Origin of the sequence: Pseudalkalibacillus hwajinpoensis, assembly GCF_015234585.1 — a bacterium.
Classification (GTDB): Bacteria; Bacillota; Bacilli; order Bacillales; family Guptibacillaceae; genus Guptibacillus; species Guptibacillus hwajinpoensis_B.
Genome location: NZ_JADFCM010000008.1, coordinates 1,763,273 through 1,786,893 on the forward strand (window position 1 = coordinate 1,763,273; position 23,621 = coordinate 1,786,893).

Below are 23,621 nucleotides of genomic sequence, written 5' to 3' on the forward strand. Positions count from 1 at the left end.
AATTAGAAAAGTGAGCCAGCCGCGTCTTTTTGCGAAAGCTTACATTTTCCATATACTTTATTTTGTCGGTTTTTTCATTGTTAAAGTATAAATTATGTATTCATTCCTAGTATAGCACAATAACCCTCTAGCTAAAACGAACGGCTAAGGTTTTGAAATGAAAGAAAAGCAGGTTATAATGTCCTGCTTTACTCTTCCGTACTTATTTCACCATGTTCTGTTTGAATGACAGCTTTTCCTCTCACCTTAACCGCAGATGTATGCTCCGTGAATTGGGCAATCATAACTTCGCCTTTATCTAGTTTCTCTGAATGATGAAATCTTGTATCAGATCCACGCGTCAACCCAATAACGTTCACACCATTTTCAAGTGCTTTAATTACAAAAAAATCGTTGCTATCACTCTTCATATCGATCACTCCGCTTAAAAGGATTAGCCCTTGATCAAACCAAGTACTTCAGATCGTGCAGCAGCGTCATTTTCAAACACGCCTCTTACTGCTGATGTAACGGTTGATGAACCAGGCTTCTTAACGCCTCTCATAGTCATACACATGTGTTCTGCCTCAACTACGACCATAACACCATGTGGATCTAATGTATCTACCATCGAATTTGCTATTGTAGATGTAATTCGCTCTTGAAGCTGTGGACGCTTCGTTACAGATTCAACAGCTCTTGCTAGCTTACTAAGTCCTGTTACCTTCCCGCCTTTTGGAATATAGGCAACATGCGCTTTTCCGAAGAAAGGAACAAGATGGTGCTCGCAAGTTGAATAAAAAGGTATATCTTTAACTAAAACAAGCTCCTCGTGGTCTTCTCCAAAAATAGTCTGAAAATGCTCTTTTGGATCCTGATGCAGCCCCTGAAAGATTTCTTCGTACATTCTTGCTACACGTTTTGGAGTATCCAACAATCCTTCACGCTCAGGATCTTCACCGATCGCTTCAAGGATCATTTTCACTGCTTCTTGTATTTTTTCATGATTAACTTCGTACATTGTTCTTACTCCTCCATTCAGGGCCTTTATTACCTATCAAGATTCTAGCACATGGAGAAAAAGTTAGCAAAAAAGAAGAGCCGCAGAATGTGCGACTCTTCTTGGCCCTATGTATTTCTTACTTCACTGCATCCTTAAGGGCTTTACCAGGTTTAAATGCAGGAACCTTACTTGCAGCGATTTCGATTTCTTCGCCAGTTTGAGGGTTACGCCCTTTACGAGCAGAACGCTCACGGACTTCAAAGTTACCAAAACCAATTAGTTGAACTTTGTCACCTTCTTGCAAGGATTGCATAATGTTATCAAAAACTGAGTCAACAGCTTTTGTCGCTTCTTTTTTAGAAAGCTCTGCAGATTCTGCAACAGCATTGATTAGATCTGTCTTGTTCATTCTGTTCACCTCCTCTCAAGAGAGATGGATAAATACATTCATTTACTTAATGACCAATATTTATACGTTGCAATGCACGTTTAGTACGTTTGCAAGCCCTATATTATACGAAGATGCGAAAGAATTCAATACGTTTAGCTCGATTTCAACGATTTTTCAATGTTTTTTACCTATTATCTGCTAAATGAGCGTTTTGTAAACGCTCTAAAGGTGACTTTTCTATTGTCTGTTAATTCAAGCAATTCAACACTTTAGATGGACAAATGTTAGATATACTCCAAAGTCGCTAACTCAGCATAACAACTCACTAAACTAGATAATACCCCTTTTCTCGGTTTTTCTAAACCACTTAACGTAAAAAACCGACTCCATGTATTGGAGTCGGTTTTGTTATAATATAATCGCAATTAAACCGCCGGATCCTTCGTTAATAATGCGTTCGAGCGTTTCTTTTAATTTATAACGAGCATTTTCAGGCATTAAACCAAGTTTTGCCTGAATCCCCTCTCTCACGATAGAATTCAGGGAACGACCGAAAATATCTGAATTCCATATTGAAAGCGGATCTTCTTCAAAATCTTGCATTAAATAACGAACAAGCTCTTCGCTCTGCTTTTCCGTTCCAATGATTGGTGCGAACTCCGATTCTACGTCTACTTTAATCATATGAATAGATGGGGCAACTGCTTTCAACCTGACACCAAACCTTGACCCTTGACGAATGATTTCAGGCTCATCGAGGCTCATATCTTCAATCGCTGGCGCTGCAATACCATAGCCAGTTTGTTTAACCATCCGAAGAGCGTCTGAGACGTGATCATACTCAGCTTTTGCAAATGCAAACTCCTGCATAAGTTGGAGGAGATGATCCTTTCCTCGAATTTCAACACCAACAACCTCTTTTAGAATTTGATCGTATAGATCTTCTGGAGCATAAAGATCAATTTCCGCTATTCCTTGCCCCATTTCAATTCCTGCTAAACGAGCATCCTGAATAAATTCAAATTCCTCAAACTGACCTACGACACGATCAACATCCCTAAGACGCTTAATGTCTTTAACAGTCTCTCTAACGGATTCTTCATAACTCTGTCGCAACCAATGATCTTGATGGAGAACCATTACCCAACTTGGTAAGTTCACATTAACTTCTAGAACCGGAAATTCGTAAAGCACTTCTCTCATGACATTGTTAATATCATGCTCCGTCATAGTCTCTACGCTAAGAGAAATAACAGGAATATCATATTTATTACAAAGGTCTCCTCTTAATGCCTCCGTTTGTGGATGGTGTGGGTGGGCAGAATTGACAATCATAATAAATGGCTTACCTACTTCTTTTAATTCCTCCACGACTCTTTCCTCAGATTCAAGGTAGTCGTGTCTTGGGATCTCCCCAATGGATCCATCAGTCGTTATCACGACGCCAAGCGTGGAATGTTCTTGAATTACTTTTCTTGTACCAATTTCAGCTGCTTCTTGAAACGGTATCGGCTCTTCATACCATGGTGTATTGATCATTCTTGGCCCATCTTCATCTTCGTATCCCTTAGCTCCAGGCACTGCATATCCGACGCAATCGACAAGTCTAACATTAACATCAAGACCATCTTCCACATGAATTTGAACGGCGTGATTTGGTACAAATTTAGGCTCAGTCGTCATAATGGTACGGCCAGCAGAACTTTGGGGTAGTTCATCCAGTGCCCTCGTTCGATCAGAATCACTTTCCATATTGGGCAGGACGATTAGTTCCATGAACTTTTTAATAAATGTTGATTTCCCTGTTCGAACAGAACCTACGACTCCAAGGTATATATCTCCCCCTGTACGCTCTGCGATATCTTTGAAGATATCTACTCTCTCCACGTGATCGCCTCCTGAATTCCGTCTCATTGGACGAAATGATTCACTCCAGACCGCAGACTTTCTTGAACACTACCATTCTATGATGTTGTCCAATAAATATGACAGTTCACAGTAAAAGGATTTGATGCTTTAAGTAAACTTTTCGTCCTCTATTGAATAAGCCCATAAAAAAGTCCCTCCTCTTTTTAATAGTTGTATTGCTAAAGAGGAGGGAAAATACCTATTTCACTAAAAAAACAGCTTTATCATTTTCAATTGTATACGCAACAGAAGCAACAGGAACATAAAACGAATTGTCTGCTAACAAATCTCGGATATCATCGCCCTTTTCATAGCTGTGATCTGGATTACTTTCGATTGCCTTCGTAAGGTCGCTAGAGTAATTAATATGTACATCACCTTTTTCATCTAAGAAAAATGGAAGTTGTTCATTTGTAAATGGACTTTTAACAGTCGGCTCTTCATCCATCCCCATCGCATCGTAATCGATGGAATACCGGTCTTTTGCAAGAACATCTTTGAATGGTGGATAGTTCTTTTTCCTTCTATAATCATTAATACGTAGCTGAAGATCTTTTACTTTTTCAATAGTGACTAAATCAATTAATCTTACTGTAGGCTCTTCTTCTACATGGATAAGTACATATTGAAACACCCCACCACTTTCAAATGAATTCCCAGGTGCTTGCTGTAAGAAAGCGGGCACTAATTTCTTGAAGTCAACTGGATACTTCTGATAGATTGGTGTTTCCTGATCTCTTGTTTTGATAGGAAGAATGGACTTATTTTCTTGGAATTGCTCTACTGCTGTTTGAACAGATTGAATTTGGTCTGTATAAGGAATTTGATTCTCGTTTTTTTGACTCTCTGGATACAGGCATCCTGACAGTAGAGTAACAAGGCATGTCCATAATACAGCTTTAGTAGCTAAACGTTTCATTACACTCATTCCTTAGTTAGAAATTTACTCATTTAGTTAGTAGGTCCAGTAAACACGACGAGAAGCATGAGTACCCCCGCAACGAACATACACATATATGCAAAAGTTGACACAAGCACTCGGAAAATACCTTTAAGCTTCGTGCGACTTAGCATGATCGCCATAACAGCTATAAACATTAGTCCTAGTGCCGAAAGTGCTACCCACATCTTAATTAACGCTGGTGACATTTTAATCCCCCTAATATGACAAATCTAGTTTGCACTGCCCACCATTATATCAAATCTTTACTCCATTTACCTCTAAAGGTTTCAACAATTCAATGGTTCTACTTAATTAAAGCTCTTAAAACATGCCAGCGTACTTCATTTAAAAGGTAACGCTTCCATAAATGACAAATAAAAAGCTGAAGAAAGGGGCTTTTCTTCAGCTTTGACTATTCTAATTTCTTAAAGAAGTATGCTTCTGCACATTGATGGTTCATTATTAGTATATGGTCTTACATCGAAGGCGGTATCGTTGATTAGCCTAAGTTTCTACTAATTTCTTTATTTTTGACTGAAAATTTTTGCAATAGCAGACAAATCGAACGGCATATTCTTATTTACGATTGCCTTTACGATTCGATCTTCTTTTTCTTTTGTGACATTTACGTTAGCAACGCGTGCAACATTCGCAATTAATTTACGCACTGTTTTCTCATCAGTAAAATCTGCTCCCTGAACGGAATTAGCTAACTTAAAAATGTCTTCCTTTTTCACATTGGTTTTCTTTTCTATGTTATCGAACAGATCGCTCACGCAGTTTCCTCCTTACCATTAACGTTCAACATAGTGTATGCAAGGAGGAATACTTCGTGCTACGCCTATTTAGAGTTCTTTCGGATTCAATTCAAAACGGTCCGCAAGCAATGACGTTAGATCTTCTGTTTCATGAGTTCGAAGCCTACCCATCAGTTGATCTACCCCATCTTTCGCATCTTTGTTATTAAATAGCACTTCAAATAACACAGATGTTATAGGCATTTCTACGTTCTGTTTTTGTGCGAGATAATAAGCAGCCTTCGTAGTCCGAACACCTTCTACTACCATCCCCATATTTTCGAGAACCTCATCTAGATTATTTCCTTTTCCGAGAAGATTTCCGGCTCTCCAGTTACGACTATGTACACTTGTACACGTAACTACAAGGTCTCCTATACCTGTCAATCCCATAAAAGTAAGTGGATTTGCACCCATAGCTGCACCAAGGCGAGCAATTTCAGCTAAGCCTCTTGTGATGAGGGCAGCTTTCGCATTATCACCATAGCCGAGTCCATCAGATAAACCTGCCCCTAGAGCAATGATATTCTTTAATGCACCACCAAGCTCAACACCAATGATGTCATGATTAGTATATACTCTAAAATTCGAGTTAATGAAAAGATCCTGAACATACTCAGCTTGAGTCATTGATTTAGAAGAGGCCGTTACTGTCGTCGGGTGACGAAGACTCACTTCTTCTGCATGACTCGGCCCAGATAAAACGACAACCGATTTTCTTAAATCCTCTGGGATTTCTTCTTCAATCACCTCTGAAATGCGCTTGGATGTTTCTGGTTCAATTCCCTTACTAGCATGAATGAGCGTAACCGGCGTTGATAGGTATGTCTTAAGTTCAGGAAGAACCTCTCTAAGCGCTTTAGTTGGTGTAACAAGTAAGATAGCTTCAGCATCTTTCACGCTCTCTTCAAGGGAACTGGTAGCCCTAATCCCCTCAGGTAATTCTATACCAGGAAGGTACTTCTCATTCGTATGCTTCTCATTCACTTCATTTGCAAGATCTGTTCTTCTTGCCCATAATGTCACATCATGTTGATTATCTGCTAGTACAATTGCAAGGGCTGTCCCCCAGCTCCCTGCACCTACAACTGATATTTTCGCCATTGAACTTCCTCCTTACTGCTCGACCTTTTGACCGAGCTTGCTTTCAGTACCAGAGAACAGTCGTTTTACATTTGTACGATGTCTCCAGACAGAAAGAATCGCTAGAATGGTCCCTAACAAAATATATGAAGCTGGATTCCCTCCAAGTAAGAAAATAAACGCTGGAGTTAATACTACAAAAATCAATGAACCAAGAGAAACAAATCTCGTTACTACAATGGCAATAATAGCGATGATACCAGCATAAAGTGCTGGTAAAAACGCAATTGTTGCGAATACTCCTATCGTAGTAGCAACGCCTTTCCCTCCGCGGAATCCAAAAAAGATTGGCCAGTTATGACCTAAGATAGCACAAATTCCCGCAAGGAAAGGAACGATTGGTTCACTAGTGAACCAATACCCTAACCAGACGGCAAGTATGCCTTTTATTACATCAAGTGCAAGAACAGCAATCGCTGGGCCAGTCCCTAGCACTCGAAGTGTATTTGTCGCTCCTGCATTGCCACTTCCGTGATCTCTAATATCTATTTTCTTCACGACTTTTGCAATTAAATAACTAAAACTAATTGATCCAAGCAAGTAAGCAGCAATGCAAATCAGGATCGCGATCATCTCATTTCCCCCTTTGTATTAGCAAGGTTCCCCCGAATGAAACAAGCTTAATTATTCGCTTTTTCTACGTGCAAGAATTCGTAAAGGAGTCCCCTGGAAACCAAATGTTTCACGAATACGATTCTCTAAAAAGCGTTTGTAAGAGAAATGAAGCAGTTCCGGATCATTAACAAATAATACGATGGTAGGCGGTTTAACAGCCACTTGCGTCGCATAGTTAATTTTCAATCGCTTCCCATTGTCTGTTGGTGTTGGATTCATTGCAACGGAATCCATAATTAACTCATTCAAAACATTCGTTTTCACACGAAGGGCATGGTTATCAGCTACAGTGTTAACAACTGGTAACAATGTATGAAGACGCTGCTTTGTTTTGGCAGATAAGAACACAATCGGTGCATAGCTAAGGAATAAGAAATGATCACGAATTTTTTGTTCAAATTCTCTCATCGTCTTATCGTCTTTCTCAACTGCGTCCCATTTGTTTACGACAATTACAATGGCTTTACCAGCTTCATGAGCATACCCTGCCACTTTTTTGTCTTGCTCTATAATGCCTTCTTCTCCATCGATCACAACTAAAACGACGTCAGATCGTTCAATCCCACGCATTGCACGAAGAACGCTGTACTTCTCAGTCGTTTCATAAATCTTTCCACGCTTTCTCATGCCAGCAGTATCAATAATGACGTAATCCTGTTCATCACGAGTAAACATAGAGTCAATAGCATCGCGAGTTGTACCAGCAATATCACTTACAATCACTCGCTCTTCTCCTAAAATCGTATTAACAAGCGATGATTTCCCAACATTCGGACGACCAATTAACGAGAATTTAATCGTTCCTTCGTCATATTCTTCTTCTGCTACTTCAGGGAATGATTTAAAGACTTCATCTAAAAGATCACCTAATCCAAGACCATGTGAACCTGAAATACCAAATGGAGTTCCAAATCCTAAAGCATAGAAATCATAAATCAACGTTTGCTGTTCAGGATTATCTACTTTATTTACAGCTAATACAACAGGTTTATTGGAACGATAAAGAATTTTTGCAACCTCTTCATCCGCATTCGAGATGCCATCTCTTCCGTTAACCATGAAAATAATAACGTCCGCTTCGTCTATTGCAATTTCTGCCTGATAACGAATTTGAGAAAGAAATGGTTCGTCACCTATTTCAATACCACCTGTATCTATGATATTAAATTCACGATTCAGCCATTCACCTTTGCTATAAATACGATCTCTTGTTACTCCTGGAGTATCTTCTACAATCGATACTCTTTCTCCTACTATACGATTAAAAATGGTCGATTTCCCAACATTCGGTCGACCTACTATTGCGACAACTGGTTTTGTCATTTTATGCACGCCCTTTCTAAAAGACTATCTAAGCTTGAAACCAGAAAGTCGTGGACAAACTTTCCAGGAGTTCATTGTAAAAAACCCTCCTCTATAAGAAGGGCATAGTCTTCGATAGCTTTTATATCTTATCAAAAAAGCAACCAATGAACAACAGACGATCAAATGAAACTTGGTAACTTCTCTTCGAAAACTTGCTAATGCTTCACAATAATATAAACACCATTGCTCAATTTATGAGCAATTCCATCTAGTATAGCTTCCAGGTCAGCGGCTACGCCGTCCATTTCATCTTGAGATTCACATACAAACACATTGGCTCCTACAGGGGCCTGATCTAATGATAGTGTAACAGTTGCAAGTATCGCTTTCTCAATAGTCATGATGAGTCACTTCCTTTTTTCTTCGTTTCCGTAGGCATCCTTATCGCATTTTCAAGAGTTGGTACTTGAGAAATGACTTTCATGGCAAGATCCACGCTTTTATTTTGAGGTAGAATAAAAACTCCAATTCGACCATCGTCTAAATCGCGTTTAATTAATGGAACTAATGCAGGCGTTCCTGAATCCCGGTATACTCCAAGAGATATAGCAAGGTCATGAAGGATGGCTTGTCTTTGTCCGAGGTTACCAATCGTCATTCGCGCATCAAAATTCTTTGGAGAAATCGTAAATCCAAGTCCATGTTCTAAAATTTCTTTTTGTCTTGCTGGTATGCCAATATTCATAATATAGATGTTGTCAACGTATAGCCCTGCACCTTCAAATCTAACTTCTTTTTGTTCAATATTCGCAATTTTTCCGAGTTTACTTCCAGTCATGTATTTTTTGGCTACTAGAAAAGCAAGAAATGCAGCAACTAATCCAGCCCACACATTTATTGCAAGATAAGCAAATGACGTGACAAATGAAATGAAAATGACTAAATAATTTCTCCCTTCAAAGGTTACAGCTATTCCTTCTATATAGGACGCTCCACGAGGGACAAGCTCTAGTGAATCCATTTCAGTTAATGTTTTTCTTTCCATATTGCGCACTTCCCGAAATTGCGATGCAGCTAGGGTTAGGAAGGTCACCGCTGTAAATTCTTGCTCCATAATTGATGGAACGACGAGCGCTCCGAGTGAAGCTGCAATAAAACCAAGCGCGAGATGTATAATCATTCCATGTGGATAAGTAGGGTATTGCCTATAATCTGTTCGAAACATATAAATTCTCGCAAGCGTACCGGCTATCACGCCAAATAGAATTGGTATTGTATACTCATTCATGAATATCCCCGTCTTTCTTGATGTTTTTTGACAGTTTTCTCTAGATGAACTGTTAATTTCACGAAGGAGGACCAGATCCATGTTGCCATAATCGAAATGGCCATTACATCGAAGGAAGCTAACTCGCCAGCAGTTCGCTCAAACCCCATTCCTCGAAAAATTATTGTTAATATAACCTCACCATGAACGATACTAAGAATTAATAACGAACATCTCTCTGCAAAACCATTCAGTGTTAGATGAATAATAATAAAAAGAATTGCGGCAACCGACCACTTCGTATACAAGTAAGTAAAAACAGGATCATATATGGCAAACAGCTGAATCGAAGTATAAGCTGCTGTTAACATAATGAGTAATATCATGGCGTAAACCGTTCTTACACCGTTCTTTATCCAGAGGAGATATCCACAAACATAGGCAAGCACCAGTAAAACAGCTACAGAAATACCCATCAGGGTGACGGTTTTATTCACGACACATATTGCCACTAACAATAAGAACGCTGACCCAGTCCTTTCTAAAGATGGCTTTTGAAAAAAGACCGTGATGACAACTCCCATCCATACAAACCAAATAAAAATCGCCCCATCCACTCCGTTACCTCCTCTCATTATGATCAGTATGGGACGTTTTCATGAGAGATAGACTTAAAAATTGTAAATGAATAACTTTCGAAGATTTTTTTCATGATAAGAAAAGGTACAGTTGAAGGGAGGCTAAATGATGGGAAAAGATCGACAGGAAAGAAAACTTAAGAAATCGAAACGAGTAGAGTCTGATCGTGATCAGTCGCTTTCGCATAATGGAGCAGCAATGCTTGAAGGACCAGACCAAGCTCGAAAACGAAATGGACAGAATTAATACGTTTCCTTCTAGCTAGAAAATCAAAAAAATCCTCTCTGCATGAATGCAGAGAGGATTTCATTTACTTATTTGTACTTTTTAAGCTGATCACCGATCATATCTCCAAGAGAGAATGGCGAGTTGCCGTCACTTTCTTTTTGATATTCTTCAACTTCATTTGATACTTGTTCAGTTTCGAGGACTTTGATGCTTAATGAGATTCTCTTTTCATCAAGATTAACATCCAAAATCTTCACTCGAACTGTTTCTCCCTCTGAAAGAACTTCTTGAGGAGTTCCTATATGCTTGTTCGAGATTTCAGAAATATGAACAAGCCCTTCTACACCCGGAGCAACTTCTACGAATGCACCGAAGCTAACTAAACGCTTCACTGTGCCTTCGATTTCATCTCCAGCACTAAGTTTTCCTTTTACTTCTTCCCACGGTCCTGGGAGTGTTTCTTTAATGGATAGTGAAATACGTTCGTTGTCACGATCAACAGAAAGAATTTTAACATTCACTTGTTGACCTTCTGTTACAACTTCAGATGGGGTTTCAACACGATGATGAGCCATCTGAGAAATATGAACGAGGCCATCCACTCCACCGATATCTACAAAAGCACCGAAATCAGTTAAACGTTGAACTGTCCCTTTGACAACTTGTCCTGCTTGAAGAGATGCTAGCGTTTCTTGTTTCTTATGATCCGCCTCTTGCTCAAGAACAGCACGATGTGACAGGATCACTTTTGCTTTCTCTGGATCAAATTCCACAATCTTAACGCTCAGGTTTTTGCCTTTGTAATCTGAGAAATCTTCAACATAATGTCTTTCTACAAGAGAAGCCGGGATAAATCCGCGAACACCAAGGTCAACCACAAGGCCGCCCTTAACTACGTCTGCAATTTCAACATCAAATGCAACGGAGTTTTCATACTTCTCCTGTAGAGCATCCCAGGCTTGATCAGCTTCGACTGCTTTCTTAGAAAGCACTAGCTCATCTTCAGAAACTTTGATTACTTTAACTTCTATTTCATCACCTTCTGAGAGCACGTCGCTAACCTTTTCGACGTGAAGGCTTGACAGTTCGCTGATTGGCAGCACTCCATCAACTTTAAAACCTACATCTACTGATGCATGTTTTTCTTCAACCTTGGAGATCTTACCTGTCACCACTTCTCCAATTTCGAATGATTTGAACTCAGTCATTTCCTGATTCATCTCTTCACCCATTGACAAACTCCTCCTTCAATCCAAAAGAAATAAAACTTTTCGATATGATTTATAAAAGTCTTCCACTTTTAGCGAAAGAAATTTATTGAAAAGTTAAGCACCCTTTCCTCTAACTTTCACTAAAAATGACGGATTTGTCAAGTATCCTGACACATTTATTTAAATTTTTTAACAATATCGAATTATTTATGATGAATTTCAATAAGATCTTGAATTTCTTTCATGATAGCCTGAGTGGCTTTTTTAGCTGCTCCCTGTTCTTCACGAAGCGGCGATAAGTCAACTGGTTTTCCGTACACGATTTTCAAGCGGCCAAACGGTTTATAAGATCCTTTAATTGCGCACGGTACGACCATCACTTCTGGACGTAAAGCAAAAAAACCTGCTCCAGAGAGCCCCTCGCCTAGTTTGCCATCTTTGCTTCTCGTACCTTCAGGAAACAAGCCGACAACACCGCCATCTTTCAAAAATTTCATTCCGCTTCTTAGAGCTTGTTTATCACTCATTCCTCGTTTTACCGGAAAAGCCCCAACCTTATGAATCAATTTACCTAGTACCGGAATGGTAAACAATTCTGATTTAGCCATAAAATGAACATCTCTAGGAAACATGGCACCTACTAGCGGCGGATCAAGGTTATTAATATGATTTGAGCAAAGAAGAATCCCTTTGTCTTTGGGTATATTCTCACGACCAACAACTGTTACACGATTGAATACCTTGAAATAAAAATGAAATAAGCCTTTTCCTACTCCGTATAAGCTCACTTGATCATGCCCTTTCTTTTGCTAATTGTAAAATTTGGTCCACTACTTCAGAAATTGTCATCTTCGTAGTATCAATTTCTATGGCATCGTCCGCTTTTACAAGAGGGGCTACTTCTCGCTCAGTGTCACGCTTATCTCTTAAAGCAATCTCATCCTTGATACGGTCATAATCCGCTTCAGTCCCGTTTCCAATAAGTTCATTATATCGTCGCGTGGCTCTTTCTTCTACAGAAGCACTTAAGAATACTTTAAGCTCTGACTCAGGAAGAACGTGTGTACCGATATCACGTCCATCCATTACAACGCCTCCACGATCAGCTAACATCTTTTGTCTCTTTACCATTTCTAATCTTACTTCACTTTGTCTTGCTACAAAGGAAACATTGTTCGTGACAGCATAAGAACGTATATCTGTTGTTACGTCCATGTTATCAACCAAGACAAGCTGTTCACTTTCACCAACTTGTAGGTCGATCACAGTATCATCTAGAAGTGCTTTAAGAAGAGGACCATTCTCTAAATCAATGTCCTTCTCAATAGCTTTATACGTTAATGCACGATACATTGCGCCTGTATCAATATAAAGGAAAGATAGGTTATCTGCTACTTTTCTTGCAACTGTACTCTTACCGGCTCCTGCTGGACCGTCAATTGCTATATTTATTCGCTTGTTCATATTATTATTGCCTCCAAATTCCATTCATCCATCCGAATTAGATCATATAAATGACAATTTAACGTACAAAAAAAGCAGGAGAACCTGCTTTCCTCAGTACGACCAAAATGTCATATTTATCATAACACAAGACATTTTATCGGTCTATTCACTATTGGCGTCTAATCAGGGGAGGCATATCCTTTAGCACACCTTCATAATAAATCGCTTTGCTTAGATAGATACGAAACTCTTCTTGAGTTAGAAGAACTTGAGAAATAATAAGAAAAACAAATTGAATGACGATGAGTTTTATTAATAATTGTTCCATTCTCGCCATACATTCGCTCCTCTCATAGGGTATCGTAATTCATTTCGGTACCGTCCATTTTTTCTACTCTTTCTTCTCTTTCGTTAGATGCGTTAATAAAAATGCGATACGTTTCATTATCAATCGTACCCATAAACTCATAGCATAATACTTCTTCTCCAAGATCGTTTCGAATGACACCTAATCCTTCTTCCATTATTTGAACATTTGGATTCACTTGTTCTAACGCTTGATCCCTGGAAATAGTTGGGGAGTCCAAAGTTCTTTCATGGTGATTTGTTAAATACTCTAAGGATTCATAGCCGGAAATATCCCCATTATCAAGCGCAACTTTAATATGAACAGCATCTGGATAAATTAAAACGTCTTCCTGATTGTATACAAAAGTAAATACACCTACTCGATCATATTGACTACTTTCTGAAATGCTCATATTTGTTATATCGTGCTCTTTTAGAAATGCTCTTGCTCGATCAGCGGCTTCATTTAGACTAAGCTTCTGATCTCCTATTTTTCTATCCATCAAAATCCAGATTGGTTTTGCCCCTTTTTTTGTAACATCTAGATTGATACTAGATTTCGTATCTGGCTCTTCAATTGATAAACTATAGGCTTTGTATTTTGACTTTTCCCCAGTAGTCGTTATATCAATGCTTGCTTTAGGATCAAGATCCAAAAAGTCAATTACATGTTCCTTTGCTTCTTTTTCAGTCAGTTTTTTCCCGACTATATTTTTGTCCAGGTTTTCTTTCTTTTCATTTAATTGAGTAATCTCAGGTCCCCAGTTTACTTCACTATACCCTTCCACTTGTTTATCAACTGTTTTAAATCCATCAATAATCGTGTTATCTTCAGCCTGTGTTTCTGAAGCTAGAGCAAGCTCCACATCCATCCAACGTAAGTTATGATCAATGACCATCGCCTGCACTTTTCTCAGTTCATTTTTAATATCGGTGGAATGACTATGCAATTCCTTCAATGTTTTATATTCTTCATCTGACAGAGGGTTTTCATCAAGATCACGTACAGCTACACGATAACTAAATGAGCCTATGTTTGTTAAAAATTCTTCCGTTTTATTAAAAGGCATTAGCGTTAGCGGCAGTTGTCCAACATCATTTTGAGCTTCAGACGTTAAACGCCATACCTCTGCAAGGGCAGGAGATAGACTGCCACGGGAGTTCATCGCCAATGTCGATCCTATCTTCTCCTCTAGTGCATCCATATGAAAGTTTAAGTCATGGAAAGCACGCTGATACGTGTTTTCAGCATTAATTAACACGGCATTTTTTTCTTGATGCTCCTTGTACCCCCAGTAGCTAGTTCCAGCAACGCCTACTGCGAGCGCACCAATTAAAATCGAACGAATCATTTTAACCACCTCCACTATTCACAGAATATATGCTTACCAATTTGTTTGATTTGCGGCCTTGTCCAAATCCATCCAGATGTTGCCGTGTTTGGATTGAAATAATACAATGCTTCCCCAGTTGGGTCCCATCCATTTATTGCATCAATCACAGCTTCTTTCGCTCTTTCATTTGGAGTAAGCCATATTTGTCCATCTGAGACGGCCGTAAAAGCTCTCGGTTCAAAAATCACTCCTGAAACTGTGTTTGGAAATGAAGCACTTTGAACACGGTTTAGTATGACCGCGGCTACCGCAACCTGACCTTCGTAAGGTTCCCCCCTTGATTCACCATAAACTGCGTTTGCAAGCAGCTTAATGTCGTTTTGGGAATAACCGGACGGTACGTTTTTCGCCTGAGTAGTTGAGTCTTTTGGATTATTCGTTTCATTATTTTGATTTGATTGTGAAACATTAGGACTTTTGCCACTATTCGCCTGCTGTTGAATGGAAGGATCATACTTCGTAGACTTGTTTAACTTTGCTTTCATTTCAGGACCAACTAGTCCATCAACATCCATTCCAAATTCATACTGAAAGTTTCTAACCGCCCAATAAGTCCCCCATCCAAATACGCCGTCAATTGAGCCTGTATAGAACCCTATATGCTTTAAGCGTGCTTGAAGTTCAATGACATCATTGCCTGTTGCACCCTTCTGGATGATTTGGTTAGAAAATGCATCTGCTCGATTCTCCATATCAAATACCATGACAAGCGGTGCACAGACTAGACCAATTATTAGAGGGATTTTTAGAATAAGAACTGTCTTTCTCATGATGTGGACCTCCCTGATCATTCTGTTTTCATAAGTGTAGTTTTTGTATCAGAAGGTATTTTATACAAAACAAAAAAGATGCCTTTTCGGCATCTTTCAAACTGTTATCATATTGGCATATTTTCTTTCGTTTCCATTAATTCTGCTTGATTAAGGTTTGCAGCCTTGATTTTCCTTACACCTATAAACCATAGAACAAGCATAAATGGAATCATTAAATAGATGGTATTGCTGTTCACCTGAAGAACTAAATAATTATATGTTCCGTGAAACAAAAATGGAACGAAAAGAGATAGAGAAATCCACTTTCCAATCTTATTTTGCAATGAGAATTTTCCCCTTCCAAGATAAGAACCCATAATTAAGCCAAATAAAGCGTGGCTTGAAACAGGAAGAAGCGCTCTCCACCATGCTTCTTGAATGCCATATGCAAAAAGATAAAAGACATTTTCAACAGATGCAAATCCTAGCGAGATAGCAACACCATAAACAATCCCATCATAAAACTCATGAAACTCTATATGGATGTATACAGTAAAATAGAAAATAAACCATTTTAGAAATTCTTCAAGCAGTCCAGACATCAAGTACGCTTGACTGAATGGTGATTGCAAGAAGTTTTCGACCTCAAAACCATGCTGAATCACCATTACTGGAAATACTAGCATAGCACCAAACACAAAACTTCGTACAACCGGGCCTATTGGCTCAGATTCATACTGATGTTGTTTCAAATAAAAAAAACAAAGAAGCGCAATGCCTGGTGCTATTCCAGCAGTTATTGCTGCTAACATAGGCTTTCCCCATTTCTATCCTGAACCTCATTTTTAAGCAGGATCAGTCATACCTATACTTTTATAATCGTATCATGTTACTTTATTTAAGGAAACAATTATTAGGAAAACGATGAGGTGACGCAATGAGCAAGCTATTGATCATTCATACCGGAGGAACTATCGCTATGGAGGAAAATAAGAACTCTGGTGCTGTTAGCCCAGGTAAAGAAAATCCTCTAAATGCAACACTGAGCGAATTACTAATCGGGAATGACGTTATTATTGATGATTACATTAACATTCCCTCCCCGCATATGACACCTGAGGTCATGTTTACAATTGCGGAAAGGATTGAAACGAGAATTAAACAAGAACACATTAGCGGAGTGGTCATAACGCATGGAACCGACACACTAGAAGAGACAGCTTACCTTCTAGATCTTGTTCTGCAAACAGATCTGCCTGTCGTCGTAACAGGTGCGATGCGCTCAAGCAATGAGCTTGGCTCTGATGGACCTTATAATCTTCTCTCATCCATAAAAGTAGCTTCTTGCCATGAAGCAAAAGGAAAAGGCGTGCTTGTTGTGTTGAACGATGAAATACATACGGCAAAAAATGTGACAAAAACGCATACGAGTAACGTTTCCACTTTTCAAAGTCCTCAATATGGCCCTATCGGGATCGTAACAAAACAACGTGTCTTCTTTCACCATACTTTAACGATGAGAGACCGCTATCATATTTCTGGACTAACGAAAAATGTCATGCTTCTAAAGGCTTATGCAGGGATGGATTCACAGCTACTATTTGCTGCTGGAGAAATTGGCATTAATGGCATCGTAATAGAAGCGCTTGGACAGGGGAATTTACCACCGGATATGATGGAGGGAATCAAACTTCTAAGAGAAAAAGGAATTGCCATTGTCATGGTTTCTAGGTGTTTTAATGGCATTGTACAAGATGTTTATGGTTATAAAGGCGGTGGCAAGCATTTAAAAGAACATGGAGTAATTTTCTCTAACGGATTAAATGGACAAAAAGCGCGTTTGAAATTACTCGTTGCACTCGAAGCAACAGAAGACCCAAAGGAATTACACAATTTCTTTTTACGATGATGAAACAGAGACCTTCCCTGATTGTTAAAAGCACAAAAACCTACCTTAATTGGTAGGTTTTTGTGCTTTTCCTATGATTGACTGAGCTATTAATGCACCGTGTAGCCTGCCATTCTCAATAAAGATCTCATTGGCGTTATTTCCAGCAGCAATCACGCCAGCAATATAACAATTCTCTACATTCGTCTCCATAGTATCTTGATCGAAAGCAGGTCGCCCGCTTTGTTGATCAATTTCTATACCGATTTTTGTCAAAAATGAATGATCAGGATGATAACCGGTCATTGCGAATACAAAATCATTCGGTATGCTCTTCTGTTCACCCTTCACTTCATATACCACTTCTTTTTCTTTCACTTCCACTAATGAAGCATTAAACTCCATTGTCACTTTCTTATTTCTAACGAGAGCTTCAAATTCCGGTAAAATCCATGGTTTTACACTTTTTGAATATTCCGCTCCTCTATAAAGAATCGTAACCCTTGCCCCAGCTTTTTCAAGCTCTAATGCTGCGTCAACTGCTGAGTTTTTACCGCCTATCACGACAATATCCTGGTCAAAATAAGGGTGCGGCTCTTTAAAGTAGTGCAAAACCTTATCGAGGTTTTCTCCTTTAACACCCATAAAGTTAGGACTATCATAATATCCTGTTGCAATGATTAAATGCTGTGCGCGGTATGTTATTTTTTTGGATTCGTGCACTTTCTCCGTTTCAATAATAAATGCACCATTCTCCTTTGTTATCAAATTTGCTTTTTCAAAGGAATGAATACGAAGATCTTTTCTTTTAGCAACGTCCCGATAATAAGCAAGGGCCTGATTTCGTTTTGGCTTCCGCTCTTCAATTATGAAAGGTACTTCACCAATCTCAAGCTTTTCACTTGAACTAAAAAATGTTTGATGCGTTGGATAATGATAAATAGCATTCACGATATTTCCTTTTTCGATAATTAGAGGATCGTATCCCTCATTCATTAATTCAATTGCCGCAGACATTCCACAAGGACCTGCGCCAATGACCACCACTTGTTCTTCTCTCATCTCACTCACTCCCGAACCTATCCATAAGAAATGGAACATTTCTTTTTATTATTCTACTCTTTGCAATAGAAAAATTCCCTACCTGAATGATAGGGAATTTTCATCGGATTGGCAACTATTTATATCCATCCTCTAAATCTAGAGGCTTCAGCCATTTTACGCACGCCGACCATATATGCTGATAGTCTCATATCAACGCGACGCGTTTCAGAAGTTCGGTAAATTGAATTAAAAGCGTTTACCATTACTTTTTCAAGCTTCGCTTCTACCTCTTCTTCTGTCCAGTAGTAACCCTGGTTGTTTTGTACCCACTCAAAATAAGATACCGTTACACCACCAGAACTTGCAAGAACATCTGGTACGAGTAAAATACCACGATCCGTTAAAATTTTTGTAGCTTCAATCGTTGTAGGACCGTTCGCTGCTTCCACAACAATACTTGCTTTAATTTGATGTGCGTTGTCTTCCGTAATTTGATTCTCAATAGCAGCTGGAACAAGAATATCACAGTCAAGTTCAAGAAGCTCCTTGTTGCTAATTGTTTCTTTAAAGAGCTTTGTAACTGTTCCAAAACTATCACGTCGGTCTAATAAGTAGTCAATGTCAAGACCTTCAGGATCATGAAGAGCTCCATATGCATCTGATATTCCTACAATCTTAGCCCCCGCATCGTGCATGAATTTCGCTAGAAAACTACCCGCATTTCCAAAACCTTGAATAACGACACGTGCACCTTCTATTTTGATATCCTTTTTCTTAGCAGCTTCGCGAATACAAATGGTAACGCCTTTCGCGGTGGCGGATTCACGACCATGAGAACCACCTAATACGAGAGGTTTACCAGTAATAAATCCAGGAGAATCAAATTCTCTAATTCGACTATACTCATCCATCATCCAGGCCATAATTTGAGAGTTCGTAAATACATCTGGTGCCGGTATATCTTTTGTTGGACCTACAATTTGACTAATTGCTCTTACATATCCTCGACTCAATCGTTCTAGTTCTCTAAAAGACATCTCACGCGGATCACAAATAATTCCACCTTTACCTCCTCCATAAGGAAGGTCTACAATCCCTGCTTTAAGGCTCATCCATACAGATAGTGCTTTAACTTCTGTTTCTGTCACATCTGGATGAAAGCGAACGCCACCTTTAGTGGGTCCAACAGAATCATTGTGCTGCGCACGATACCCAGTGAATATTTTTATCGAGCCATCATCCATTCGAATTGGAATCCGAACTGTCATTAATCTCATTGGTTCCTTTAATAGTTCATAAACTTCGCTCGGATAGCCTAATTTGTCCAGCGCTTCGTGAATGACTGATTGCGTCGACTCTAATACGTTCCGTTTCTTCTTATTTCCTTGTCCATTATCTGTTTCGTTTTTGTCGACCATTGCTTTACCTCCCATTACTGTGCACTTACTCTGCTGTTTTTGTACTTTTTAGGCTAAATGAAACATAGCCTATTCGATTTTAATTGTTAAAGTTCATATGTTGTTTATAGAATGTTCCATTGCTCTGCTTTCAAAACATAGTATACACGTTTAGGTAAGCTATGAGAAGGCATTCATGCTACATTTATGCAAATTGTTCCACAGCAATGAAAACGCTTACCAAGTAGAGGCGTAGTCATATCAATTAAAAAGAAGACCTCACAATTTGTGAGGTCTCTGCTTTTACTATTTTTTTAATCCTAATTGAATAAGGTTTTCAATCATCTGTTCATAGGTATATCCAATCTCTTTAGCCGCGTCAGGAAACAAGCTTGTCGGTGTCATACCTGGCAATGTATTTACTTCGAGAAAAACAGGATTCGATCCATCATTCGGCACAATATAGTCTACTCGAGAATACGTCTCACAACCAAGCAGTTCATGTGCCACTATCGACTGCTCTTGGATAAGTGTCGTATAATCAGACGATATACGTGCAGGGACAATATGCTCGCTTCCACCTTCAGAATACTTCGATTCATAATCATAGTATTCATTTTTCGGAACAATCTCTACGACAGGAAGTGGCTTAACATCACCTTTAGCTCCCATTACGGCAACAGTCACTTCTGTGCCAGAAATAAATTCCTCAAGGATTACAGTATCATCAAATCGAAATGCCTCTTCAATCCCCTGCTGAAGCTCTGCTTCGTTCTTAGCAATTGTTAAGCCTATCGTTGAGCCCTCACTGTTTGGTTTTACAACAACTGGATACCCAAAAGGTAATTCCAAAGAACGGTGATCATGCGATTTATGAAGAACGAGATCTTGAGCAAGGCGAATGCCTGAATCTCTTAGTACTTTCTTACTTTTTGCTTTGTCCATCGCAACGGCAGATCCAAGTACTCCGGATCCTACATAAGGAATTTGTAGCATATCAAGTAAACCTTGAATTCTACCATCTTCCCCATACTTACCATGAAGACCAATAAAAACAATGTCTACATCAAGTTCCATTACTTCAGCTAAGCGATCTGGATGGAAGTCAATACCAACTACTTCATGACCGTTATTTTTTAGAGCTCTCATAATTCCTTTTCCGCTAGATAAAGAAACTTCTCTTTCTGCAGAGGTTCCTCCATAAAGTACTCCAACTTTCATTCTTTATACCTCCTGGGCTACATTTATGTATGTCATTATATTCGATAGTTAATCGAGTGGAACTAATCAAAACTCCTCTCATCATACCATGTTTTTCGAACACTATGTTATCCCTAATGACCATCGAGAAATAATATTATTGGAAAAAAGTCTTTTACTTTTTGTATACTGGCAGTAATCTTATTTATGAAAGGAAATGCCCTTATGTCTCAAACATTTATGTTTGTCTTCGCTCACCCTGATGATGAGAGCTTTACTTGTGGAGGAACATTATTAGAGTTAGCGAACAAAAAAGATATTAAAACCGTTTTATATAGTGCAACACCTGGTGACGCTGGAAAATGCGGCGAACCAGCTATTTGTCGCCCCGAAGAACTCGCATCCGTTCGAAGGAAAGAACTTGAAAAAGCTTCTAAGCTACTTGGCATCGATGAATTATATATCGGTGAATATCAGGACGGGAAGTTAAATTCTTTGCCTCCAAATGTGCTTAAAAATGATGTAATCAACCGAATCAAAGAAGTTAAACCTGACGTTGTCATCACCTTTCCACCCCATGGATTATCAGGGCATCCTGACCACAAAGCGATTCAAGCTGCAACGCTCCAGGCAGTACAAGAAACAAACATTGTGAAGGAATTATACTACACTACCTTCCCACAGTCATTAGCTGATGAAACAGGCCATCCTGCTTTTTCTGACCCTGATGATTCGATTACATTGATGAAATCATTCTCAAGTGACCATATTAATCCCGTAAGAGAAGCTCTTCTTGCGCATCGAACGCAACACCTCTCCGTTGAAAGAGCTTTTCCAACCATATATAATCAAGAAGGTTTCATGAAATACAACAATAAAGAATATTTCATTAAAGCGTGGGAAAACGCCGAATCTTCATCTAAATCCCTGCTCACATAAAAAAACCTCCTTGGGAGGTTTTTTCGTGTTCAAGAAAGCAATAACTGAATCATTTCGAATGTTAAGAATCAAATTGGAATGATACAGATAGCCTCCAGAACCTTATTTGAAATAATGATTTAACTGCTCGATTGCAGTTGTCTTCATAATCTGTTTGCCGTATTCCATCACCCGGTAGCTTGTAATTGTGGAAGGATTCCCAAATTCAGCCAGTAAAGCGACTAGAGAATCTAATTCATACTCTGCAAATTCCTCTTCATCAAACTTAAGATAAAAATGGTTTTGATAGGAATAAAGTGTTCCTCCTTGTATACCCACATTGATCAATCTTTTCGAAAGACCAATCACATCTTCAAAAGAACGAAACTCATAGAAAACTTCATCGCTTTCATCAAGGGTCACTTGCATTTCAATATACTCATCGTTGTAGTCCTCTTCAAATTCACTCTCACCGGAACCTTTTGTGACAATGACTACCATTCCCTGAGCAGGAAGTGAAAATACTTCTACAGCGATAGGACCATCGACTTTAAATCCAAGTTCATCATCAGCTTCCATGATCATCTCACGAAAAAGCCTATGAACTTTCGGTACGTCCTGCCAGAGCTCTTCTTTCGTAATTCCACGCTCATTTAAATCGTCATAAGTTAGAAATATTTTTATTTTATCATATGCTAAACGTTCAAGACGCATCTAATTCCCCCCTACCGTCTGTCACCCGCAAATCCTTTATTCATACTATATGTGATAATACAAAGATGGTTCTTGGTTGACGATATTCTTCTAGTTTACACTGTCAAAGGAAGCTTAGACAAGTCATGTCCACTTTCAACTAAGTAGTAAGCTTTTGAATTTTATCTTTGATCCAGGCATCCCATTCTTCTTTATTATTTCCAACTAAAAACGGTTCGTAAGCCTGTCTCTTTTCATCACGTAAATGTCCAATAGCTGAACCACCAACTCCAATGGTTAATTCAGAGAAACGTTGGTTCAATCGATCAATCATACCTAGACACCTTGGTAAATTCGTCATCAACGTGCATGATAGAAACAGAATTTTGGGGTCAGTATCTTCTACGACGATCTCAATATCCTCTTCTGGTATGCTCGATCCGAGGTAAATGACTTCGAACCCTTTCCGTCTAAGATACAGAGTAAAAATTAATAATCCAAGCTCATGGTATTCACCAGTTGAGCAAACAGCCATTACTTTTGGGAGGTACCCATCGACAGGAAGCGTATGGAAAATCATACCGATTCTAGAACGAAGAAAAGCGGTAGTAAAATGCTCATGCGCTATTGTTATTTTGTCATTTTCCCATAGGTCTCCAACCCTCACAAGTAGTTTAGCCAATATATCATGAACAACTTTATCTATACTGAAGACAGAGAAAGCCTGGTTCAACAAATCTTGCGCTTTATTCTCATCAAAAGCTAAAAGGGCTTCAAGGATTTCATCAGCTAAGATTTGAGCCCTATCCTGAACCATATCAGTGCCCATACTATCTGTATCTGATGAATCATTTCCATTCTCAAGCAATTCAACGGCCTGACTAATTGTAAAGCCTTGCGTTGTTTTTTGGACCAGCCATTTTAATATAGACATATGCTCTTCCGAATAAAGACGATGACCAGCTTCATTTCTTATTGGAGAAATAATATTATAACGCCTTTCCCATGCCCTCAAGGTCCCGGGTTGAATACCTAATTTTTTCGAGACCGCTTTAATATTATACTTACCTGCAGACATAGTCATCTTCCCCTCTAATACAGCCATTATCACA

The 23,621-nt window shown here is 39.0% G+C and carries 28 protein-coding genes; 3 read left to right on the forward strand and 25 right to left on the reverse strand.

What is annotated here, in order from left to right; translation table 11 throughout:
• Positions 1–188: 188 nt before the first annotated feature.
• The 13 genes from mtrB to IQ283_RS20715 all read right to left on the reverse strand — a co-directional run bounded on the left by mtrB (position 189) and on the right by IQ283_RS20715 (position 9,968).
• Complete coding sequence (gene mtrB / locus IQ283_RS20655; protein ID WP_098443979.1) at positions 189–410, reverse strand: trp RNA-binding attenuation protein MtrB; 222 nt, start codon at positions 408–410, stop codon at positions 189–191.
• A gap of 23 nt (positions 411–433) precedes the next feature.
• Positions 434–1,000: a GTP cyclohydrolase I FolE gene (gene folE / locus IQ283_RS20660; protein ID WP_194221932.1), complete on the reverse strand. Its 567-nt coding sequence runs from the start codon at positions 998–1,000 to the stop codon at positions 434–436.
• Between the two features lie 118 nt (positions 1,001–1,118).
• The gene (locus tag IQ283_RS20665; protein ID WP_048309232.1) at positions 1,119–1,391 is read right to left on the reverse strand and encodes an HU family DNA-binding protein; all 273 of its coding nucleotides are present in this window, start codon (positions 1,389–1,391) and stop codon (positions 1,119–1,121) included.
• A gap of 390 nt (positions 1,392–1,781) precedes the next feature.
• Positions 1,782–3,260: a stage IV sporulation protein A gene (spoIVA, locus tag IQ283_RS20670; RefSeq protein ID WP_194221933.1), complete on the reverse strand. Its 1,479-nt coding sequence runs from the start codon at positions 3,258–3,260 to the stop codon at positions 1,782–1,784.
• Positions 3,261–3,480: 220 nt separating this feature from the next.
• Entirely contained in the window at positions 3,481–4,200 is a 720-nt protein-coding gene (locus IQ283_RS20675) for a hypothetical protein (protein ID WP_194221934.1), read from the reverse strand.
• A 32-nt stretch (positions 4,201–4,232) separates the two neighbouring features.
• Entirely contained in the window at positions 4,233–4,430 is a 198-nt protein-coding gene (locus IQ283_RS20680) for a DUF2768 domain-containing protein (RefSeq protein ID WP_194221935.1), read from the reverse strand.
• Positions 4,431–4,748: 318 nt separating this feature from the next.
• Entirely contained in the window at positions 4,749–5,000 is a 252-nt protein-coding gene (locus IQ283_RS20685) for a stage VI sporulation protein F (RefSeq protein WP_194221936.1), read from the reverse strand.
• 69 nt (positions 5,001–5,069) lie between these two features.
• Positions 5,070–6,125 carry an NAD(P)H-dependent glycerol-3-phosphate dehydrogenase gene (locus tag IQ283_RS20690; protein WP_194221937.1) on the reverse strand — a complete coding sequence of 352 codons (1,056 nt, stop codon included), beginning with the start codon at positions 6,123–6,125 and terminating at the stop codon, positions 5,070–5,072.
• Between the two features lie 12 nt (positions 6,126–6,137).
• A complete protein-coding gene (gene plsY, locus IQ283_RS20695) occupies positions 6,138–6,737 on the reverse strand; it encodes a glycerol-3-phosphate 1-O-acyltransferase PlsY (protein ID WP_194221938.1) in 600 nt (199 codons plus the stop codon).
• Positions 6,738–6,788: 51 nt separating this feature from the next.
• A complete protein-coding gene (gene der / locus IQ283_RS20700; protein WP_194221939.1) occupies positions 6,789–8,102 on the reverse strand; it encodes a ribosome biogenesis GTPase Der in 1,314 nt (437 codons plus the stop codon).
• Between the two features lie 197 nt (positions 8,103–8,299).
• Positions 8,300–8,485 carry a capping complex subunit for YIEGIA gene (locus tag IQ283_RS20705; protein WP_194221940.1) on the reverse strand — a complete coding sequence of 62 codons (186 nt, stop codon included), beginning with the start codon at positions 8,483–8,485 and terminating at the stop codon, positions 8,300–8,302.
• Positions 8,482–9,372 (reverse strand): YIEGIA family protein, encoded by an 891-nt coding sequence (locus IQ283_RS20710; protein WP_194221941.1) that lies wholly within the window; start codon positions 9,370–9,372, stop codon positions 8,482–8,484. The genes IQ283_RS20705 and IQ283_RS20710 overlap by 4 nt, the downstream gene beginning before the upstream one ends.
• Entirely contained in the window at positions 9,369–9,968 is a 600-nt protein-coding gene (locus IQ283_RS20715) for a YphA family membrane protein (protein ID WP_194221942.1), read from the reverse strand. Before IQ283_RS20715 ends, IQ283_RS20710 begins: the two co-directional genes overlap by 4 nt.
• A gap of 130 nt (positions 9,969–10,098) precedes the next feature.
• Between IQ283_RS20715 and IQ283_RS20720 the strand changes: the two genes are divergently transcribed.
• Positions 10,099–10,236, forward strand: a complete 138-nt coding sequence (locus IQ283_RS20720; RefSeq protein WP_194221943.1) for a YpzI family protein — start codon at positions 10,099–10,101, stop codon at positions 10,234–10,236.
• A 68-nt stretch (positions 10,237–10,304) separates the two neighbouring features.
• Here the strand turns inward: IQ283_RS20720 and rpsA are convergent, their stop codons facing one another.
• The 7 genes from rpsA to prsW form a co-directional block, all read right to left on the reverse strand.
• Complete coding sequence (gene rpsA / locus IQ283_RS20725) at positions 10,305–11,450, reverse strand: 30S ribosomal protein S1 (RefSeq protein WP_194221944.1); 1,146 nt, start codon at positions 11,448–11,450, stop codon at positions 10,305–10,307.
• Between the two features lie 182 nt (positions 11,451–11,632).
• On the reverse strand, positions 11,633–12,217 hold the full coding sequence (locus IQ283_RS20730; RefSeq protein WP_194221945.1) for a lysophospholipid acyltransferase family protein: 585 nt from the start codon (positions 12,215–12,217) through the stop codon (positions 11,633–11,635).
• A 4-nt stretch (positions 12,218–12,221) separates the two neighbouring features.
• A complete protein-coding gene (cmk, locus tag IQ283_RS20735) occupies positions 12,222–12,893 on the reverse strand; it encodes a (d)CMP kinase (protein ID WP_194221946.1) in 672 nt (223 codons plus the stop codon).
• A gap of 151 nt (positions 12,894–13,044) precedes the next feature.
• Positions 13,045–13,212: a DUF5359 family protein gene (locus tag IQ283_RS20740; RefSeq protein WP_194221947.1), complete on the reverse strand. Its 168-nt coding sequence runs from the start codon at positions 13,210–13,212 to the stop codon at positions 13,045–13,047.
• A 13-nt stretch (positions 13,213–13,225) separates the two neighbouring features.
• Positions 13,226–14,575, reverse strand: a complete 1,350-nt coding sequence (gene ypeB, locus IQ283_RS20745; RefSeq protein ID WP_194221948.1) for a germination protein YpeB — start codon at positions 14,573–14,575, stop codon at positions 13,226–13,228.
• Positions 14,576–14,589: 14 nt separating this feature from the next.
• Entirely contained in the window at positions 14,590–15,387 is a 798-nt protein-coding gene (gene sleB / locus IQ283_RS20750) for a spore cortex-lytic enzyme (protein WP_194221949.1), read from the reverse strand.
• Positions 15,388–15,494: 107 nt separating this feature from the next.
• Positions 15,495–16,181, reverse strand: coding sequence for a glutamic-type intramembrane protease PrsW (prsW, locus tag IQ283_RS20755; RefSeq protein ID WP_194221950.1), 687 nt, complete (start codon positions 16,179–16,181; stop codon positions 15,495–15,497).
• A gap of 125 nt (positions 16,182–16,306) precedes the next feature.
• Between prsW and IQ283_RS20760 the strand changes: the two genes are divergently transcribed.
• Positions 16,307–17,278, forward strand: a complete 972-nt coding sequence (locus IQ283_RS20760) for an asparaginase (RefSeq protein WP_194221951.1) — start codon at positions 16,307–16,309, stop codon at positions 17,276–17,278.
• Positions 17,279–17,323: 45 nt separating this feature from the next.
• On the opposite strand, the gene IQ283_RS20765 is transcribed toward IQ283_RS20760, so the two are convergent.
• From IQ283_RS20765 to IQ283_RS20775, 3 genes are all read right to left on the reverse strand, one after another.
• Positions 17,324–18,319, reverse strand: coding sequence for a YpdA family putative bacillithiol disulfide reductase (locus tag IQ283_RS20765; protein WP_194221952.1), 996 nt, complete (start codon positions 18,317–18,319; stop codon positions 17,324–17,326).
• Positions 18,320–18,438: 119 nt separating this feature from the next.
• Positions 18,439–19,719, reverse strand: a complete 1,281-nt coding sequence (locus tag IQ283_RS20770; RefSeq protein WP_194221953.1) for a Glu/Leu/Phe/Val family dehydrogenase — start codon at positions 19,717–19,719, stop codon at positions 18,439–18,441.
• A 285-nt stretch (positions 19,720–20,004) separates the two neighbouring features.
• Entirely contained in the window at positions 20,005–20,919 is a 915-nt protein-coding gene (locus IQ283_RS20775; protein ID WP_194221954.1) for a D-alanine--D-alanine ligase family protein, read from the reverse strand.
• A 204-nt stretch (positions 20,920–21,123) separates the two neighbouring features.
• Between IQ283_RS20775 and IQ283_RS20780 the strand changes: the two genes are divergently transcribed.
• Entirely contained in the window at positions 21,124–21,837 is a 714-nt protein-coding gene (locus IQ283_RS20780) for a PIG-L deacetylase family protein (RefSeq protein WP_194221955.1), read from the forward strand.
• A gap of 102 nt (positions 21,838–21,939) precedes the next feature.
• On the opposite strand, the gene IQ283_RS20785 is transcribed toward IQ283_RS20780, so the two are convergent.
• Positions 21,940–22,530, reverse strand: a complete 591-nt coding sequence (locus IQ283_RS20785; RefSeq protein WP_194221956.1) for a genetic competence negative regulator — start codon at positions 22,528–22,530, stop codon at positions 21,940–21,942.
• Between the two features lie 139 nt (positions 22,531–22,669).
• Positions 22,670–23,593, reverse strand: coding sequence for a MerR family transcriptional regulator (locus IQ283_RS20790; RefSeq protein WP_194222323.1), 924 nt, complete (start codon positions 23,591–23,593; stop codon positions 22,670–22,672).
• Between the last annotated feature and the right edge of the window lie 28 nt (positions 23,594–23,621).